Origin of the sequence: Nocardioides aquiterrae (assembly GCF_039526625.1) — a bacterium.
Lineage (GTDB): Bacteria > Actinomycetota > Actinomycetes > Propionibacteriales > Nocardioidaceae > Nocardioides > Nocardioides aquiterrae.
The window spans coordinates 19,390-37,061 of sequence record NZ_BAAAJE010000011.1 but is presented as its reverse complement, the minus strand read 5'-3'; the positions used below and the strand labels follow the sequence as shown (position 1 = coordinate 37,061).

At 72.6% G+C, this 17,672-nt stretch carries 17 protein-coding genes; 2 read left to right on the top strand and 15 right to left on the bottom strand.

Annotation, left to right across the window (positions count from 1 at the left end):
- Positions 1 to 97: 97 nt before the first annotated feature.
- A complete protein-coding gene (gene hisD / locus ABD086_RS12485) occupies positions 98 to 1,435 on the bottom strand; it encodes a histidinol dehydrogenase (RefSeq protein ID WP_343907867.1) in 1,338 nt (445 codons plus the stop codon).
- Positions 1,436 to 1,506: 71 nt separating this feature from the next.
- On the opposite strand from hisD, the gene ABD086_RS12480 reads away from it, so the two are divergent.
- Both ABD086_RS12480 and ybaK read left to right on the top strand, forming a co-directional pair.
- Entirely contained in the window at positions 1,507 to 2,172 is a 666-nt protein-coding gene (locus ABD086_RS12480) for an LON peptidase substrate-binding domain-containing protein (protein ID WP_343907865.1), read from the top strand.
- Between the two features lie 125 nt (positions 2,173 to 2,297).
- A complete protein-coding gene (gene ybaK, locus ABD086_RS12475) occupies positions 2,298 to 2,810 on the top strand; it encodes a Cys-tRNA(Pro) deacylase (protein ID WP_343907863.1) in 513 nt (170 codons plus the stop codon).
- Here the strand turns inward: ybaK and ABD086_RS12470 are convergent.
- The 14 genes from ABD086_RS12470 to ftsZ all read right to left on the bottom strand — a co-directional run bounded on the left by ABD086_RS12470 (position 2,797) and on the right by ftsZ (position 17,658).
- Complete coding sequence (locus tag ABD086_RS12470; protein ID WP_343907862.1) at positions 2,797 to 4,332, bottom strand: DUF3352 domain-containing protein; 1,536 nt, start codon at positions 4,330 to 4,332, stop codon at positions 2,797 to 2,799. The two genes, ybaK and ABD086_RS12470, sit on opposite strands and share 14 nt — an antisense overlap.
- Positions 4,333 to 4,341: 9 nt before the next feature.
- Positions 4,342 to 4,860, bottom strand: a complete 519-nt coding sequence (locus tag ABD086_RS12465; protein WP_343907861.1) for a hypothetical protein — start codon at positions 4,858 to 4,860, stop codon at positions 4,342 to 4,344.
- Positions 4,845 to 8,396 carry a DNA polymerase III subunit alpha gene (gene dnaE / locus ABD086_RS12460; protein ID WP_343907860.1) on the bottom strand — a complete coding sequence of 1,184 codons (3,552 nt, stop codon included), beginning with the start codon at positions 8,394 to 8,396 and terminating at the stop codon, positions 4,845 to 4,847. The genes ABD086_RS12465 and dnaE overlap by 16 nt, the downstream gene beginning before the upstream one ends.
- Before the next feature lie 156 nt (positions 8,397 to 8,552).
- Positions 8,553 to 10,166, bottom strand: a complete 1,614-nt coding sequence (locus tag ABD086_RS12455; RefSeq protein ID WP_343907859.1) for an MFS transporter — start codon at positions 10,164 to 10,166, stop codon at positions 8,553 to 8,555.
- A gap of 27 nt (positions 10,167 to 10,193) precedes the next feature.
- Positions 10,194 to 10,901, bottom strand: a complete 708-nt coding sequence (locus ABD086_RS12450) for a GNAT family N-acetyltransferase (RefSeq protein ID WP_343907858.1) — start codon at positions 10,899 to 10,901, stop codon at positions 10,194 to 10,196.
- The gene (locus tag ABD086_RS12445; RefSeq protein ID WP_343907857.1) at positions 10,891 to 11,829 is read right to left on the bottom strand and encodes an RluA family pseudouridine synthase; all 939 of its coding nucleotides are present in this window, start codon (positions 11,827 to 11,829) and stop codon (positions 10,891 to 10,893) included. Before ABD086_RS12445 ends, ABD086_RS12450 begins: the two co-directional genes overlap by 11 nt.
- Positions 11,826 to 12,395: a signal peptidase II gene (locus tag ABD086_RS12440; RefSeq protein WP_343907856.1), complete on the bottom strand. Its 570-nt coding sequence runs from the start codon at positions 12,393 to 12,395 to the stop codon at positions 11,826 to 11,828. Before ABD086_RS12440 ends, ABD086_RS12445 begins: the two co-directional genes overlap by 4 nt.
- Entirely contained in the window at positions 12,368 to 13,261 is an 894-nt protein-coding gene (locus ABD086_RS12435; RefSeq protein ID WP_343907854.1) for a TraR/DksA family transcriptional regulator, read from the bottom strand. Before ABD086_RS12435 ends, ABD086_RS12440 begins: the two co-directional genes overlap by 28 nt.
- Before the next feature lie 160 nt (positions 13,262 to 13,421).
- Positions 13,422 to 14,168 carry a DivIVA domain-containing protein gene (locus ABD086_RS12430; protein ID WP_343907853.1) on the bottom strand — a complete coding sequence of 249 codons (747 nt, stop codon included), beginning with the start codon at positions 14,166 to 14,168 and terminating at the stop codon, positions 13,422 to 13,424.
- A gap of 97 nt (positions 14,169 to 14,265) precedes the next feature.
- A complete protein-coding gene (locus ABD086_RS12425; protein WP_343907852.1) occupies positions 14,266 to 14,559 on the bottom strand; it encodes a YggT family protein in 294 nt (97 codons plus the stop codon).
- Between the two features lie 10 nt (positions 14,560 to 14,569).
- A complete protein-coding gene (locus tag ABD086_RS12420) occupies positions 14,570 to 15,058 on the bottom strand; it encodes a cell division protein SepF (RefSeq protein WP_343907851.1) in 489 nt (162 codons plus the stop codon).
- Between the two features lie 37 nt (positions 15,059 to 15,095).
- Positions 15,096 to 15,800, bottom strand: coding sequence for a YggS family pyridoxal phosphate-dependent enzyme (locus ABD086_RS12415; protein WP_343907850.1), 705 nt, complete (start codon positions 15,798 to 15,800; stop codon positions 15,096 to 15,098).
- Positions 15,797 to 16,480: a purine nucleoside phosphorylase YfiH/LACC1 family protein gene (locus ABD086_RS12410; protein WP_343907849.1), complete on the bottom strand. Its 684-nt coding sequence runs from the start codon at positions 16,478 to 16,480 to the stop codon at positions 15,797 to 15,799. The genes ABD086_RS12415 and ABD086_RS12410 overlap by 4 nt, the downstream gene beginning before the upstream one ends.
- On the bottom strand, positions 16,477 to 17,658 hold the full coding sequence (gene ftsZ / locus ABD086_RS12405; RefSeq protein WP_343907848.1) for a cell division protein FtsZ: 1,182 nt from the start codon (positions 17,656 to 17,658) through the stop codon (positions 16,477 to 16,479). Before ftsZ ends, ABD086_RS12410 begins: the two co-directional genes overlap by 4 nt.
- Positions 17,659 to 17,672 lie beyond the last annotated feature (14 nt).

Below are 17,672 nucleotides of genomic sequence, written 5' to 3'. Positions count from 1 at the left end.
TAGGGGTTCTCGTTGACGTTGAGCTGGACCGGGACGTCGAGCTGGGGCGCGCCGTACGGCTCGATGCCCCGCAGCTCCTCCCGCAGCGGAGGCCAGGTCACTCTGCCGGCTCCCCCGCGGACCGGACCTTGACCGCCGCGCCGTGGCCGGGCAGGTCCTCGGCCTCGGCGAGCGTGACGACGTGGCCGGCGACCGCCGCCAGGGCCTCGCGCGAGTAGTCGACGACGTGTACCGACTTGGTGAACGCGCGGACCGACAGCCCGCTGCTGTGACAGGCGCAGCCGCCCGTGGGCAGCACGTGGTTGGAGCCGGCGCAGTAGTCGCCCAGGCTGACCGGGGCGTACGGGCCGACGAAGATCGCGCCGGCGTTGCGCACCCGGGCGGCCCACCCGGCCGCGTCCTCGGTCTGGATCTCCAGGTGCTCGGCGGCGTAGGCGTTGACGACCTCCAGGCCCTGCTCGAGGTCGTCGACCAGCACGATGCCGGACTGGGGGCCGGACAGGCTGGTGCGGATCCGCTCGACGTGCTTGGTCGCGGCGACCTGCTCCTCGAGGGCCGTCTCGACCGCGGCGGCGAGCGCCTCGGACGGCGTGACCAGCACCGACGCGGCCAGCGGATCGTGCTCGGCCTGGCTGATCAGGTCCGCGGCGACGTACGCCGGGTCCGCCGAGTCGTCGGCGAGGACGGCGATCTCGGTGGGGCCGGCCTCGGAGTCGATGCCGACCAGGCCCTTGAGGATCCGCTTGGCCGTGACCGTGTAGATGTTGCCGGGGCCGGTGACCAGGTCGACCTTGGCGCACGGACCGGTGCCGTAGGCGAACATCGCGATCGCCTGCGCACCGCCGACGGCGTACACCTCGTCGACGCCCAGCAGCGCGCATGCGGCCAGGATCGTCGGGTGGACCGATCCGCCGAACTCCTTCTGCGGGGGGCTCGCGAGCGCGATCGACTCCACGCCGGCGGTCTGCGCCGGGACCACGTTCATCAGCACGCTGGACACCAGCGGCGCCAGGCCGCCGGGCACGTACAGGCCGACGCGGCCGACCGGCACCTTGCGGTGGGTGACCCGCGCGCCCGGGCCGAGGTCGGTGACGGCGTCCCGCTCGAGCTCGTTCGCGCAGGTCGCGCGCAGCCGGCGGATCGACTCCTCGAGGCCGGCGCGGATGTCGGGGTCGAGCCGCTCCAGCGCGCTGCGCAGCGCCTCCGGGGCGACCCGGATGTCGTCGACGGCCACGCCGTCGAAGCGCTCCGAGAGCTCCCGGATCGCCTCCAGGCCGCGGGTGCGGACGTCCTCGCAGATCGCATGCACCGCCGGCACCGCCGCCTCGACGTCGAAGTCGGCGCGGGGCACGGCTGCCCGGTAGTCGACCGTCGCCCGGTCGGCTCCCCGCAGGTCGATGCGCTGGATCCGCTGGATCGAGCCTGTCGAGATCATGAGTCGATTCTACGGACGCCGCGCCGCCGGCCCCGAACCGCGACAGGTGCTGGACCGGCTACGTTGTCGATGTGGCCGACCCGCTGCCGATGTTCCCGCTCAACGCGGTCCTGTTCCCCGGCGTGAGCGTGCCGCTCACGGTCTTCGAGGACCGGTACCGCGCGCTGGTGCACCACCTGCTGCGGATCGAGGACCCGGCCGAGCGGCTGTTCGGGACGGTCGGGATCCGGGAGGGCTACGAGGTCGGTGACCACGGTGCGCAGTCGCTGTACCGGATCGGTGTGCGCTGCCAGCTCACCGAGATCGAGGCGAACCCGGACGGCACCTTCGAGGTGGTCGCCGTCGGTCTGGAGCGGATCCAGCTCGACCGGCTGGAGACCTCCGGGCCGTTCCCGGCCGGGCACGTCACCGAGCGGCCGGACCCCGAGGCGGTGGTGGCGGAGTCGATCCTGGAGCGCGCCCGGGTCGCGTTCACGGCGTACCGAGCGGCGCTCGCTGACATCCGCGCCGACCCCTACTCCGGCACGCTCCCCCGCGACGCGGCCTGGCTCTCGTGGACGCTGGCCGCGGTCGCCCCGCTGCCGATGCCCGAGCGGCAGGCGCTGCTGGAGGCAGAGGACGCCGCCGTCCGGCTCGTGATGGTCACCGACCTGCTGCGCGCGGAGCTGCGCGCGATGAACGTGATCCCGTCGCTGCCGGCCACCGAGGTGGCGCGGACGCGATGGTCGCCGAACTGATCAAGCGAGCAGCGGCGTGCGAGGCACGAGCACGGCGCGTCGCGAGACGAGGTCGAGCAAGCCCCGCGACCGAGGGACGAGGTCGCGACGGGCGCGTCGAGACCCGGTGAGACGAAAGGCAACCTGTGGCGAAGAAGTCCGCCGGCGGTACGCCGGCCACGGTCGCGCTGACCCGCGCCGGCATCGCGTTCACCCTGCACGAGTACGACCACGACCCGCGCGCCCAGTCCTTCGGCCTCGAGGCCGCCGCAGCGCTGGGACTCGACCCCGCGCAGGTCTTCAAGACGCTGATGACGACCGTGGACCCTTCGACAGGCTCAGGACAACGCGGGAAGCTGACCATCGGCATCGTCCCGGTGTCGGGCCAGCTCGACCTCAAGGCGCTGGCCCGGGCGGCCGGTGGCAGCAAGGCGGCGATGGCCGACGTCGCGGCCGCCGAGCGGGCCACCGGGTACGTCGCCGGCGGGATCTCGCCGATCGGCCAGAAGCGGCCGCACCCCACCGTGCTCGACGAGACCGCGATGGCCTTCGACACCGTCTACGTCTCCGGCGGACGCCGCGGCCTGGACCTCGGCATCGCCCCGGCCGACCTGGTTCGGGCGACGAACGCGACCGTGGCCCCGATCAGTCGGTCGTGACCCGCAGCACCAGGTGGCTGGTGCTGTCGTCGACGCGGACGCTCGCACCGAGCGCCGCCAGCGGCTCGAGCTCGTCGACGTCGTCGAACCAGCTGCCCGCGTCGAAGTTCACGAACAGCACCGCGCCCGCGTCGCCGGCGTCCGGGACGGCGGCTCGGAACGCGTCGGTGCCACCGAGGCCGCCGTTCGCGAGCAGCTGCTCGCGGTAGTCGGCGTCCGGCCCGACCACGACCGTGTCGCCCTCGGTGTCGACGCCCAGCGGCTCGCCGATGCGATCCACGACCGCGGCGATCCGGTCCGTGTCGCCCTGCACCTTGAGGCCGACCGGGAGGCCGCTCTCACCGGTGGGGTCGAGCATGGAGTCGAGGTCGATGTCGCCGGAGACGGCCAGCGCCGCGGACCGGCCGGCGAGCGCCTCGGCGTCGCCGGGCAGGTCGAGTCCCGTCGCGTCGGCGAGCTGCTGGAGCGTGTCCGCGTCCACCAGGTGGCCGAGCCACCCCTCGGCGAAGCCGACGCCGAGGGCGGCGGCAGTGTCGTCGGGCAGGGTGGCGAGCACGTCGTCGCCGGCGTCGGAGCCGCCCAGCGCCTGCTCGGCGCCCCCGGCGTCCGCGGCCACCTCCAGCTCGAGGGAGCCGTCGGAGAAGCGCACGGTGGCGGCCAGGCCGCCGAAGTCCTTCAGGGCGTCCGCGGCGTCCGGGATCGCTGCTGCGGGCCCGACCGCCGAGTAGCCGAGGCACGGCGCGGCACAGTCTCCGGCGTACTGCTGCGGCAGGCCCCCCACGCTGCTCAGGGAGTCCAGCTGGTCGGCGATCAGCCGCCCCGCCTCCGGCGAGAGGTAGGCGGTGACGATCCCGTCGCCGCCGGCCTCGTCGGTCCAGTGCTGGAAGTCGCCGTCGTCGGCCAGCGACGCGTCGGCGGCGTCGGCGGCGACGCCGTCGGCGACGTCCTGGGTCTCGCCGAGCAGCGCCCAGCCGTCGGCGATGTTCCAGGCGAGCTGCTCGCCCGAGCAGTCCCGGAGCGCGGCGAGGCCCCGGTCGGCGGCGCCCTCGTCGCTCACCTGCAGCACGATCACCGGTTCGGGCTGGTCCGCGCCGTTGTCGACGGCTGCGACGGCCATCCGGTCGCCGAGCCACGGCTCGACGTCTTCCTCGTAGTCGAGGTCGCCGCACGGGGTCGAGCCCTGGACCTCCTCGAAGACCCACTTCCGCACGTCGTCGTCGGTGTCCAGGCCGACCTGGTCGCGGAACTCCGGGAACTTGCGCAGCGTGCGCAGCGCCTCGATCTTCTGGCCGCCGCTCGGGTCGAGGTCGATGCTGACGTAGCCGACGGTCGAGGCCGGCAGCGCCGCGGCGGGCTGCGGGCCGGTCGAGAAGAACGACCACGCCGCCCACGCGCCCACGCCGACGACGGCGAGCAGGCCGACCGCGCCACCCGCGATCAGGGCGGTACGGCGCCCACCGCGCGGCCCGGGCGGCTGCGGAGAGCCGCCGTGACTGTCGAGGTACTCCGGCGTGCTGGACACGCCAGGATCCTAGGTGACGTCGCGCGGCCCGTCGCGATGAACGGCCGAGAGGCCGAGGAACACCAGGGTCAGCGCGATCAGCGCACCGGCGGGGAGCGCGATCCAGGCGCTGTGCCCGGACACCGCGAGCCGGGCGGGCAGATGGGCGCCCTCCTTCGCGCCGGCGGCCGCCTGCACCGGGTCGCCCGGGCCGAGCGCGACCCCGACGCGGTACATGAGCAGCGCGCCCAGCAGCGAGCCCGCCACGACGCCGACCAGCGTCGCCAGCGGCACCCGGTCGAGGAACAGCGAGACCACGGCGCCGCCGAGCAGCCCGGCCACCGCGCCGACCACGACGTACCACGCCGTCCCGGAGAACTGGCCGCGCAGGTTCGCCTCGTCCAGCGCCACCCACTTGTGGTCGACGACGACACCCTCCGGTGCGGTCCACACCCACTCCCAGACCGCGCCGGCCACGACGCCGGTGACCGCGAGCACGAGGACGACGAGCGCGAGCTGGACGAGCGCCGGCCTCAGCCCGTCAGGCATCCGGGCCCCAGCAGCTGCTTGAGGTCCGCGAAGAGCGCCGGGCTCGGGCTGACCCGCAGCCGGTCGTCGAGGCGCATGACCATCGTCTGCTCACGGGTCAAGAGTCGCAGGCGCACCTCGGTCATGCCCCGGTGGGTGCCGAGCACCTCCTTGAGCTGCTCGATGACCGGCGGGGTGCACCGGGTCGAGGGCAGGCTGATCACCACCGGCCCGGAGGGACCGTCGGACAGGTCGGGGACCGTGACCTCCTGGCCGTGGATCTCCGGCTGGTCCTTCTGCCGCGACAGCCGGCCCCGGACCGTGACGATCGCGTCCTCGGAGATCACCTGCCCGCACAGCTGCCAGGCGCTCGGGAACAGCAGCACGTCGATGGCGCCGTCGAGGTCCTCGACGGTGACCAGCGCCCACGCGTCGCCGCGCTTGGTGATCTTGCGCTGCACCGACGTCACCAGCCCGGACACGGTGATCGAGCTGCCGTCGGGGCGGTCCTCGTCCATCATCAGCTGGCCGATGGTGCAGTCGGTGCCGTTGGACAGCACGTGCTCGAGCCCGAGCAGCGGGTGGTCGGACACGTAGAGGCCGAGCATCTCCCGCTCGTGGCCGAGCAGGGTCATCTTGTCCCAGTCGTCGATGTCGGGGATCGCGACCGAGACGCCGAAGCCCGAGCCGTCGTCGAGCCCGCCGAACAGTGAGTCCTGGCCGATCGCCTCGTTGCGCTTGATGTCGACGTACTGGTCGACCGCGGTCTCGTGGATCGCCACCAGCGCACGCCGCTTGTGCTTCATGTCGTCGAAGGCGCCCGCCTTGATCAGCGACTCGATGACCCGCTTGTTGCACACCAGCGCCGGGACCTTCTCGAGGAAGTCGTTGAAGTCCACGTAGCGCCCCTTCTCCTCGCGCGCGGCCACGATGCCGTCGACGACGTTGGCGCCGACGTTGCGGACCGCGGTGAGGCCGAAGCGGACGTCCTGGCCGACCGGGGTGAAGTTGTGCGAGGACTCGTTGACGTCCGGCGGGAGCACCTGGATCTTCATCCGGCGGCACTCGTTGAGGTAGATCGCCATCTTGTCCTTGTCGTCCCGCGCGGACGTCAGGAGCGCGGCCATGTACTCGGCCGGGTAGTTCGCCTTGAGGTACGCCGTCCAGTACGTGATGACGCCGTACGCCGCGGAGTGCGACTTGTTGAACGCGTAGTCGGAGAACGGGAGCAGGATCTCCCAGAGCTTGTCGATCGCGACCTGGGGGAACCCGCGCTCGAGCATGCCGGCCTGGAAGCCGGCGTACTGCTTGTCGAGCTCCTCCTTCTTCTTCTTGCCCATCGCGCGGCGCAGGTTGTCCGCGGCGCCCAGCGTGAAGCCCGCCAGGACCTGGGCGATCGCCATCACCTGCTCCTGGTAGACGATCAGGCCGTACGTCTCCCCCAGCACCGGCTCGAGCGCCTCGGCCAGCGCCGGGTGGATCGGCTCGATCGGCTCGCGGCCGTTCTTGCGGCGCGCGTACTTGTTGTGCGAGTCCGCGCCCATCGGGCCCGGCCGGTACAGCGCGCTGACCGCGGTGATGTCGGCGAACTGGTCGGGCTGCAGCGAGCGCAGCAGCGCCCGCATGCCGCCACCATCGAGCTGGAACACGCCCAGCGTCTCGCCGCGCCCCATCAGCTCGTAGGTCGCGCGGTCGTCGAAGGGCAGCTCCTCCAGGACGACGTGCTCGCCCCGGTTGGCCTCGATGTTCGCCACCGCGTCGTCGAGGATGTGCAGGTTGGAGAGGCCGAGGAAGTCCATCTTGACCAGCCCGAGCGCCTCGCACATCGGGTAGTCGAACTGGGTGATGATCGCGCCGTCCTGCGGCCGCGCCATGATCGGCACGATGTCGATCAGCGGATCGCTGGACATGATCACGCCGGCGGCGTGCACGCCCCAGTTGCGGATCTGGCCCTCGAGGCCGACCGCGGTCTCGTAGATCCGGCGGACGTCGGGGTCGGAGTCGTGCAGCGACCGGAACTCGCCGCCCTCGCCGTACCTCTTGTGGCCGGGGTCGAAGATGTCCTTCAGCGGCACGCCCTTGCCCATCACGTCGGGCGGCAGCGCCTTGGTGATGCGGTCGGAGATCGCGAAGCCGAAGTCGAGCACGCGGGCCGCGTCCTTGATCGCGGCCTTGGACTTGAGCCGGCCGAAGGTGGCGATCTGGGCGACCCGGTCGGCGCCGTACTTGTCGGTGACGTACTTGATGACCTCGCCGCGCCGGTGGTCGTCGAAGTCGATGTCGAAGTCGGGCATCGACGGCCGCTCGGGGTTGAGGAACCGCTCGAAGAAGAGCCCGTGCTCGAGGGGGCAGAGGTCGGTGATGCTCAGCGCGTACGCCGCGATCGAGCCCGCGCCGGAGCCGCGGCCGGGGCCGACGCGGATGCCGTTGCGCTTGGACCACTGGATGAAGTCGGCGACCACCAGGTAGTAGCCGCAGTAGCCCTTCTGGGAGATGACCGCGAGCTCCATCTCGACGCGGTCCTTGACCTGCTGGGTCAGCCGCTCGCCGGGGTAGCGGGCCTCGATGCCGCGCCAGACCTCCTTGCGGAACCAGCTCTCCTCGGTCTCCCCGGCCGGGACGTCGGCGCGCGCCATGTAGCCGCCGGTGGACTCGACGAACTCGACCTCGCAGCGCTCGGCGATCGCGAGGGTGTTGTCGCACGCGGCGGAGAGGTCGTACGACGCCCAGAGCTCGCGCATCTCGGCCGCGGACTTGATGTAGTAGCCGCCGCCGTCGAACTTCAGCCGGTTCGTGTCGGAGAGGCGCTTGCCGGACGCGACGCAGATGAGGGCGTCGTGGGCGTCGGCGTCCTCGGGGTTGTTGTAGTGCGAGTCGTTGGTGGCCAGCGGCGGGATGCCGAGCTCGCGGCCGAGCCTCAGGAGGTCGTCGCGGACCCGCTTCTCGATCGAGATGCCGTGGTCCATCAGCTCGAGGTAGACGTTGTCGCGGCCGAAGATGTCCTGCAGCTCACCGGCCTCGCGGACCGCCTCGTCCCACTGGCCGAGGCGCAGCCGGGTCTGGATGGCGCCGCTGGGGCAGCCGGTGCTGACGATGATGCCCTTGCTGTGCTCCTGGAGGATCTCCTTGTCCATCCGCGGCTTGTAGAAGAACCCCTCGAGGCTGGAGCGGGATGAGAGCCGGAACAGGTTGTGCATGCCCTCGGTGCTCTCGGCCCACATCGTCATGTGGGTGTAGGCGCCGGCGCCCGCGACGTCGTCGCCGCCCTCCTCGGCCGCATCGCCCTTGCCCCACCGCACCCGGCGGCGCTCGCCGCGGGAGGTGCCGGGCGTGATGTAGGCCTCGATGCCGATGATCGGCTTCACGCCGTGCTTGCGGGCCTTGGAGTAGAAGTCGTACGCGCCGTGCAGGTTGCCGTGGTCGGTCATGGCGATCGCCGGCATCTCCAGGTCGGCCACCCGGGTGAACAGTCCGTCGAGCAGCGAGGCCCCGTCGAGCATGGAGTACTCGGTGTGGACGTGGAGGTGGACGAAGGAGTCCTGGGAGGCGTTCGCCATCGTCGCGGGCCACTCCTCGAGCTGTGTGCGGGCATGACTGACGAAGCCACGGATGCGCCGCGGCACCGACCAGGGGGAAGGGGTTCACTCTAACGCCCCCGCCCCTCCCGATCGGGTACTTGCGAGAGTGTCACGACCCACCGACAGTCAGTCCAGTCAGTCCCCGGGGAGCCGCGCGGTGAACAGGTGCGCCACCTCGGTCGGCGGGTCGCTCAGGGCCCGGGCGCGCAGGTCGAGGTCGCGGTCGGTGGCGGTCAGCCGCCCCGAGTGCTGGAGCAGGTGCTCGGCCCAGGACGCCACGGTGTACTGCTCGACGTACCGGGTCGGGTCGGCGGCGTCGACGTACAGGGCCCAGGACGTGCCACCGGTTCGGCGCCGCATCCGGCGCAGGTCCGGCGCCAGCGCGAGGAGCTCGTCCCGGCGCTCGCCGGAGACGTGGTAGGTCGTCGTGACCAGGACCTCGCCGGGGTGCTGCCCAGCGTCGATCGCCACCCGCGGCTCCGGCCAGAACATCGCGGGCGAGCGGTCGAGCCCGCTGGTGTCGCGCAGCGGCAGCAGCGCGCCCGCGACCGCCCCCACGACCAGCAGCACCGCCGCGGCGACGTACGCCGTCGTGAGCCCGAAGGCGTCCGCGACGGCCCCCCAGGCCGCGGCCGCCCCGGCCATCGACCCGAACAGCACCAGTTGGTAGACCGCGAGGCCGCGGGCCCGGACCCACACCGGCAGGAACGTCTGGAGGTTGGCGTTGAGCGTGGAGAGGACGCCGACCCAGGCCACCCCGGCCGGCAGCAGCGCGAGCACCCCGAGCCAGGCCGTCGGCGTCACGACCAGGACCAGCAGCGCGGCGGCGTACAGCACCATCGCGGCGGCGACCAGCCCGTTGGTCGTCAGGCGCGAGCGGACGCGCGGCAGCAGGAACGCTCCCCCGATGGAGCCGATCCCCAGCGCGCCGAGCATCACGCCGTACCCCCCGGCGCCGAGCCCCAGCCGGTCCCGCGCGACCAGCGCCAGCAGCGCCCACAGCACGTTGGCGGGCACGACGAACATCGTGCAGCGCAGCAGCAGCCGGCGGACGACGCGGGAGTGCCGGACGTAGCGGCCCCCGGCGAGCAGCGCGGGCAGGAACGGCTCGCTCCCCCGCGCGTCCGGCTCGCGGCGCCAGGCGAGCAGCACCAGCCCGAACACGACGAACGAGACGACGTTGAGCGCGAAGACGGCCGGGACCCCCGCCCGCGCCACGACCACGCCCGCGATCGCCGGGCCGATCGCGCGGGCGATGTTCACGTTGATCGACCCCAGCACCGACGCGTTGGGGATCAGCGGGCGCGGCACCAGGTCCGGCACCACCGCCTGGTACGCCGGAGCCTGCAGCGCGGCTCCGGCACCGAGGGCGAACGTCAGCGACAGCAGCAGCCCGGGCGTCATCCGGTCCGCGGCGGTGAGCACCGTGAGCAGGAGCGCCACGACCGTCTGGAAGCCCTGGACCCCGATCAGCAGCCAGCGCCGGTCGAACGAGTCGGCCAGCACCCCGGCCGGCATCGCCAGCAGCAGCACCGGGAGCGCCTGCGCGGTCTGCACCAGCGAGACCAGGGTGGCGGCGTTCGGCTCGTGGACGAGGAGCCACTGGGCCCCGACGGTCTGCATCCAGGTGCCGATGTTGCTGACCAGGGCGCCGATCCAGAGCCAGCGGAACACCGCGATCCGCAGCGGTGCCCACGTGGTCGGCGGGGCGCCGGCGGTGGCGGACGTCTCGGCGGACAGCGACGACATGGGGCCTCGGTACCCATCGGCGGCCCGTCAGAGCTCGGTGGCGGCGTCCAGGCTCTCGGTGATGATCGCGTGCACGATCCGGGCCAGCCGCTCGTGGCCGAGCGCCGGGGCGCGGCGGGCCAGTGCGGCGGCGATCTCCTGCTCGCGGTCGGGGTCGCGCCTGGGGTCCGGCTTGTGGGCCTGGACCGCGCGGGTGAGCGCGGCCCGGCGGGCCAGCAGGTCGCCGAGCTGCTCGTCGACCTCGTCGATCAGGCCGCGGAAGAACGCGAGCGGGTACGCACCGGGCCAGGCCATCCGGACGTCGGGAGCCTTCTCCTCGTTGCCCGAGCCGTCGGTGCGCTCCAGCTCGACCAGGCCGTGCCGGGCGTAGAAGCGCCGGGCGCCGGTGTTGCTCTCGAACACCCACAGGCAGAAGCCGCCGGGGCGTAGGCCCTTGGCGACGTCGAGGAGAGCGGTGCCGATACCCTCGCCGGCCGCCTCGGGTGCCACGTAGAGCGACTCCAGCCAGTCGCCGTCGACGACCAGGAACGCGAGCAGCGCGTCGGCGCGCTCGGCCACCCACACCTCGCGGCGGCCCAGGTCCCACCCGCCGACGAACGCGTGCACCTCGTCGACGGTATGGACCTGCGGCGGCATCGACGGCACGGCGGCCTCGCGCACCCGGAGGTACAGGTCCGCGACGGCGGGCAGGTCCTGCGGTGTCGCCGGGCGGAGCAGCAGCTCGTCAGTGCTCATCGCGGATCACGTCGAGCGCGTGCGCGAGGTCGTCCGGGTACGTCGACTCGTACTCGACGTAGTCCCCCGAGTCCGGGTGCTCGAAGCCGAGGCGGACGGCGTGCAGCCACTGGCGCTGCAGCCCGAGCCGCTTGGCCAGCGACGGGTCCGCGCCGTAGGTGAGGTCGCCGACGCAGGGGTGCTTGAGCGCGGCCATGTGCACCCGGATCTGGTGCGTGCGGCCGGTCTCGAGGTGGACCTCCAGCAGGCTGGCGAACCGGTGCGCCTCGAGCGTCTCGTAGTGCGTGACGCTGTGCCGACCGTCGGCCATCACCGCGAACTTGTAGTCGGCCTTCGGGTGCCGCCCGATCGGCGCGTCGACGGTGCCCTCGAGCGGGTCCGGGTGGCCCTGCACGAGCGCGTGGTAGACCTTGTCGACCGTGCGGTGGCGGAAGGCGTTCTTGAGCACCGAGTAGGCGTGCTCGGACTTGCAGATCACCATCACGCCGGAGGTCCCGACGTCGAGCCGCTGCACGATGCCCTGCCGCTCGGACGCGCCGCTCGTGGAGATGCGGAAGCCGGCGCCGGCGAGGTGGCCGACGACGGTCGGCCCCGACCAGCCCGGCGACGGGTGCACGGCGACCCCGACCGGCTTGTCGATCACGACGATCGCGTCGTCGTCGTGGATGATCTTGATCCCCTCGACGACCTCGGGCACGACCTCGAGCGGGTTCGCCTCGACCGGGATCGTGACGTCGAGGATCGCGCCCGGCACGACGCGGTCGCTCTTGCTGGCCGCCCGGCCGTCGAGCTCGACGTGGCCCTGGGCGATCAGGTCGGCGGCTCGGGTGCGCGAGAGCCCGAAGAGCCGGGCCATCGCCGCGTCCACGCGCTCCCCGTCCAGGCCTTCCGGGACGGAGAGGACCCGGTGGTCGGCGGCGGCGGTCACTCCTGACCCTCCCGCGGCGCGCGGCTGCCGTCCAGCCGGATGCCGCGGTAGACCTGCACCAGGATCAGCACGGCGGCCGCGTCGATGCAGATGTCGGCGACGTTGAACACCGGCCAGTGCGGCAGCATGAAGAAGTCGACGACGTGGCCCCGCAGCGGGCCGGGCGCGCGGAGCAGCCGGTCGGTGAGGTTGCCGGCGACGCCGGCCATCAGGAGGCCCAGCGCCACCGCCCAGCCCGCGCTGCCCAGCCGGCGCGAGAACCAGGCGACCACCAGGACCGCGACGATCGACACGACGCTGAACACCTCGGTGTAGGCGGTGCCGGCGCTGAACGCCGCACCGGGGTTGCGCACCAGGTGCAGCACGAACAGGTCGCCGACGAGCTTCACGTCCGGGCGGTCGGTGAGCTTCTCGACCGCGACCACCTTGGCGACCACGTCGACGGCGTACGCCGCCAGGGCGACCGCCGCGAAGAGGGCGAGATGCCGGCCCCGGGGGCGGTGGGTAGGGGTCGTACCGCTGTCGTTCTCGTCGCCGGTCAGCGACGCTCCTCGCGCTGCTTGCATGTCATGCACAGTGTGGCACGGGGGAAGGCCATGAGCCGCATCTTGCCGATGGGGTTGCCGCACGACTCGCACACGCCGTAGGTGCCGTCGTCGATGCGGGCCAGCGCGCGTTCGATCTGGGCCAGCTTGTCGCGCTCGCTGTTGAGCACGGTGAGCTCGTGGTCGCGCTCGAAGCTGGTCGCCCCGAGGTCGGCCTGGTCCTGGCCCGCGCCGTCGCCGGAGTCGCGCATCAGCCCGCTGAGCTCGGCCTCCTGGGCCTCGACGATGTCGCGGCTGTGCTCGAGCTGCTCGTGGAGCTCCGCGAGGACCTCCTTGAGCTCGGCCTTCGTCCAGGCGCCCTCGCCCTCCTTGACGACGAGCGAGCTCATCGGGGCCTTCTTGGCCGGGGCGGCCTTCTTGGCGGGGGCGGTCTTCTTCGCGGCGACCTCGGCGGGCGCCGCCTTCTTCGCCGGGGCCGCCTTCGTGACCGCGACCTTGGCGGGCGCGGCCTTCTTGGCCGGAGCCGCCTTCTTGGCGGGCGCCGCCTTCTTCGCCGGAGCCGCCTTCTTCGCCGGAGCCGCCTTCTTCGCCGGAGCCGCCTTCTTCGCCGGAGCCGCCTTCTTCGCGGGCGCCGCCTTCTTCGCGGGCGCCGCCTTCTTCACGGGCGCTGCCTTCTTCGCGGCGACCTTGGCGGGCGCCGCCTTCTTGGCCGGAGCCGCCTTCTTCGCGGGAGCGGCCTTCTTGGCCGGCGTGGCCTTGGCCACCGCGCCGTTCTTCTTCGCCGGGGCCTTCGTCGCCGGGGCTTTCTTCGCCGCCGGGCGGCCGATGACCTTCCGGGCGGCGGAGGCCGCCTGCCCAGCGAGCGACTTCCTCGTGCTGCGAGCCATGGTCGGGCCTCCTCGGGCTCCGGCGGCTGTGGGTTGTGCCACAGGGTGTGCGGGGAGGGTAGCCGGTGACCCCGACGCCCTCAAATCAGCCACACCGTGGGAACGCGAAAGCGGCCGGCCCCCAGGCCGGCCGCTCGCGCGATGAGAGGGTGGAACGTGGTCAGGCCTCGTCCTCGCCGAGGATCGAGCGCAGCCGCTTGGGCGCCGGAGCGTCGTCGCCGCCGGACATCGAGCCGTCCGACGCGCCACTGCCCAGGGCCTCGAGCTGCTGGGTGAAGTAGCTCTTGAGGCGGGACCGGTACTCGCGCTCGAACGAGCGGAGCTTCTCGACCTCGCTGTTGAGGATGTCCCGCTCGCGCTCGAGGTCGCCGAACATCTGCCGGCGGCGCTCGGCGGTCTCCGAGTCGAGCATCTGGGCACGGGTACGGGCGTCCGACTCGAGCCGGTCCGCCTTGATCTTGGACTCCGACTCCAGGCGCTCGGCCTTGGTGCGGGCCTCGCCGATGATCTTGTCGGCCTCGTTCTTGGCGTCCTCGACCAGCTCGTCCGCGTTGCGGGTCGCGATCTCGAGCAGTCGGGCCGCGGCGTTCGACGCCTCGGGGACCGTCTCCACCCGGATCGTCTCGACCGGGCTCGCCACCACCATCGGGCTGGGCGTCGCCACCGGCGCCGGCTCCTGCTCGGGGGCCTTCTCCTCGGCGCGCTGGGGTGCGGCCTCGCTCGGTGCGCCGCCACCGCTCTGGGCCGCGGCCAGCTTCGACCGGAGGTCCTCGTTCTCCTTGGTCAGACGCGCGAGCTCGGCCTCGACCTCGTCCAGGAACTGGTCGACCTCGCCCATGTCGTAGCCCTCGCGGAGCCGGACGGGAGTAAAGCGCTTGTTGCTCACGTCCTCAGGCGTCAGCGGCATGACCTCACCCATTCTCATCGTTAGTAGCTGTCGGTCGAACAATAGCGCTTGCGCAGGTGACCGGCGCACCCGCTCCCGCGCTGCGGTTGGTCCCGGCTCAGGTCAGGAAGATCGCGGAGTTGAGCCGGAGCAGGATGTACGCCCCGATCATCACGATCAGGAAGCTCAGGTCGAGCGAGATGCTCCCGATCCGCAACGGCGGGATCACCCGGCGCAGCGCCTTGATCGGCGGGTCGGTCGCCGAGTACACGCCCTCGAGCCCCACCAGCAGGACGCCGTGCGGCACCCACGACCGCGCGAAGACCTGGACCCAGTCCACCACGAACCGGACCCAGAGCAGCGCGATGAACACCCACAGGATCACGTGGATGACGAGCCCGACTTCGTGCAAGAGATGCTTCCTAGCTCTGGTTGAAGAACCCGCCCTCGGCGATCCGCTGCTTGTCCTCAGCGGCCACCGACACGTTCGGCGGAGAGAGCAGGAACACCTTGCTGGTGACGCGCTCGATGGTGCCACGCGTCGCAAACACCAAGCCGGCCGCGAAGTCGACGAGGCGCTTGGCGTCCGCGTCGTCCATCTCCGAGAGGTTCATGATCACCGGCGTGCCCTCGCGGAAGTTCTCACCGACGGTGCGCGCCTCGTTGTAGGTGCGCGGGTGCAGGGTCGTGATGCGGGACAGCTCGGCCACCACTCCGGTCGGGCCGGACGCCGGACGCCGGCGCTCGGAGATGTCGGACACGGGCGCGGGGCGCACCTCGCGCTTCGGCGCACGGACGGGAGCGGTCTCCTGCGTCTCGTACTCGCCCTCGTAGGCGTACTCGTCGTCGTACCGGCCGGTGTCCTCGAGCAGGCCGAGGTACTCGCCGATCCTGCGCATCGCGCCGCTCATGACTGTGCCCTCCGGTGATGGTGTGGTGGTTGGGACATTACTGGACCTGTGGCCTCGAACCGAGGACCGCGGAGCCAATCCGGACGTGTGTCGCGCCGGCCCGTACGGCGTGCTCGAGGTCCCCGCTCATCCCGGCCGAGAGCCAGGTCGCGTCGGGGTGGTCGGCGAGGAAGTCGCGGCGGATCCCGGCCAGTCGCGCGAACGCCGACGCCGGGTCCTCGCCCAGCGGAGCGACGGCCATCAGCCCGCGCAGGCGGAGCATGCCGGCCTGGGCGACCGCGGCCCCGAGCGCGGCGAGCCCGTCGGGGTCGACGCCGGACCGGCCCTCCCGCCCGGGCGGGTCCAGGCTCACCTGGAGCAGCACGTCGACGGCGTGGTCGCGCGCCTGCGCCCCGCGGTCCAGGCCGCTGACCAGCTTGGCCCGGTCGACGGACTCCACGACATCGGCGTACGCCGCGACGGCCGCGGCCTTGTTGCTCTGCAGGCCCCCGATGAAGTGCCAGGTCAGGCCGAGGTCGGCGCACTCGGCGGCCTTCGCCTGCGCCTCCTGGTGGCGGTTCTCCCCGACGTCGGTCACACCGAGGTCGGCCAGGATCCGCACGTCGGAGGCCGGGAAGAACTTGGTGACCACCACCAGCCGGACCTCGTCCGGGCCCCGCCCCGCGTCCGCGCAGGCGGCGGCGATCCGGCTCCGCACCGTCTCGAGGCCGGCGGCGATCTCGTCGCGACGGCTCGTGGTCATGGGGTCCTCCAGACGACGCCGGCGAGCCGGCCGGCGGCGGCGCCGTCGCGCCGGTGGGAGTGGTAGGCGTCGTCCTCGCGCGTGCAGCCGCCGACCCGCTCCGCCGGGACGCCGGCCGCGGCCAGCTGGGCCAGGACCCCGGCACCGAGGTCGAGGGCCGGGGTGCCCCAGCGGGTGGTGGCGTGGGTGGCGGGCACCGCGGCGGCGACCTCGGCGCGCATCTCGTCCGGCACCTCGTAGCAGCCGCCGCACACGTGCGGGCCCACCCAGGCACGGGGGGCGGTCGCGCCGAGCCCGCGCAGCCGCTCGACGGCGGCCGTGACCACGCCCCGGCGTACCCCCTCGCGGCCCGCGTGGACGGCGCCGATCGCGCCGTTCTCCCCCACGAGCAGCACCGGGACGCAGTCGGCGGCGCGGGCCAGCAGCGCGATGCCGGGCCGGTCGGTGACCAGGGCGTCGGCGTCCGGGAACCCGTCGGTCGCGGTGACCTCGTGGACGGTGGTGCCGTGCACCTGGTGCATGAGGTACGGCGTCGCGCCGGTCTCCGCGGCGATCTCGGCCAGGCCGGCGGCGCGGACCTCGTCGGGCGCCAGGTCGCCGAGGTCGAGGCGCCGTTCGGTGAACGCGACCGACACCGTGCCGGTCGCGACCGGCACGGTGTCGCGGAACAGGAAGGTCACTTGAGGAAGTCGGGCACGTCCAGGTCGTCGTCGTCGAACTGGAGCGGGCGGGGGGCCGGACGCGGAGCGCTGGCCTGGGGGGCCGACGCGGTCGTGGCGACCTTCTCCTTCTCCTTCTCCTTCGCGGCGTCCTGGTCGGCGGCGGCGGCCGGGGTGGCGGTGGGCTTGGCCTCGGCCGGCGCCTGGCGCGTGTCGCGGCGCAGCACGGCGCCCTCGTCGCGGCGCTTCGGCTGGCCGCCGTCGAAGCCGGCGGCGATCACGGTCACCCGGACCTCGTCGCCCAGCGCGTCGTCGATGGTCGCGCCGAAGATGATGTTGGCCTCCGGGTGCACGGCCTCGGCGACCAGCGCGGCGGCCTCGTTGATCTCGAACAGCCCGAGGTCGGAGCCGCCGGCGATCGAGAGCAGCACGCCGTGGGCGCCGTCGATGCTCGCCTCGAGCAGCGGGCTGGAGACGGCCATCTCCGCGGCGGCGACCGACCGGTCCTCGCCGCGCGCCGAGCCGATGCCCATCAGCGCGGAGCCGGCGTTCGACATCACGGACTTCACGTCGGCGAAGTCGAGGTTGATCAGCCCGGGCGTGGTGATCAGGTCGGTGATGCCGGAGACGCCCTGCAGGAGCACCTGGTCGGCCTGCTTGAACGCGTCGAGCACCGAGACGTTGCGGTCGCTGATCGACAGCAGCCGGTCGTTCGGGATCACGATGAGGGTGTCGACCTCCTCGCGCAGCTGCGCGATGCCCTCCTCGGCCGAGTTCGCGCGGCGGCGCCCCTCGAACGCGAACGGGCGGGTCACGACGCCGATGGTCAGCGCGCCGAGGCTGCGCGCGATCCGCGCGACCACGGGGGCGCCACCGGTGCCGGTGCCGCCGCCCTCGCCGGCGGTCACGAACACCATGTCGGCGCCCTTGATGACCTCCTCGATCTCGTCGGCGTGGTCCTCGGCCGCCCGCGACCCGACGTCGGGGTTGGCGCCCGCGCCGAGGCCGCGGGTGAGCTCCCGCCCGATGTCGAGCTTGACGTCGGCGTCGCTCATGAGGAGCGCCTGCGCGTCGGTGTTGATCGCGATGAACTCGACGCCCTTGAGTCCGACCTCGATCATCCGGTTGACGGCGTTGACACCTCCGCCACCGATGCCCACGACCTTGATGATGGCCAGGTAGTTCTGCGCTGCTGCCACGGCTTTCGCCCTTC

Excerpts from the sequence above, each read along its gene's own strand:
- ABD086_RS12450 (WP_343907858.1), bottom strand. The coding sequence starts at position 10,901 with ATGAGCACTGACGAGCTGCTGCTCCGCCCGGCGACACCGCAGGACCTG.
- ABD086_RS12455 (WP_343907859.1), bottom strand. The coding sequence starts at position 10,166 with ATGTCGTCGCTGTCCGCCGAGACGTCCGCCACCGCCGGCGCCCCGCCG.
- ABD086_RS12420 (WP_343907851.1), bottom strand. The coding sequence starts at position 15,058 with ATGAGCGGCGCGATGCGCAGGATCGGCGAGTACCTCGGCCTGCTCGAG.
- ABD086_RS12430 (WP_343907853.1), bottom strand. The coding sequence starts at position 14,168 with ATGCCGCTGACGCCTGAGGACGTGAGCAACAAGCGCTTTACTCCCGTC.
- ABD086_RS12440 (WP_343907856.1), bottom strand. The coding sequence starts at position 12,395 with ATGCAAGCAGCGCGAGGAGCGTCGCTGACCGGCGACGAGAACGACAGC.
- dnaE (WP_343907860.1), bottom strand. The coding sequence starts at position 8,396 with ATGGCGAACGCCTCCCAGGACTCCTTCGTCCACCTCCACGTCCACACC.
- ABD086_RS12465 (WP_343907861.1), bottom strand. The coding sequence starts at position 4,860 with ATGCCTGACGGGCTGAGGCCGGCGCTCGTCCAGCTCGCGCTCGTCGTC.
- ABD086_RS12415 (WP_343907850.1), bottom strand. The coding sequence starts at position 15,800 with ATGACCACGAGCCGTCGCGACGAGATCGCCGCCGGCCTCGAGACGGTG.
- ABD086_RS12435 (WP_343907854.1), bottom strand. The coding sequence starts at position 13,261 with ATGGCTCGCAGCACGAGGAAGTCGCTCGCTGGGCAGGCGGCCTCCGCC.
- hisD (WP_343907867.1), bottom strand. The coding sequence starts at position 1,435 with ATGATCTCGACAGGCTCGATCCAGCGGATCCAGCGCATCGACCTGCGG.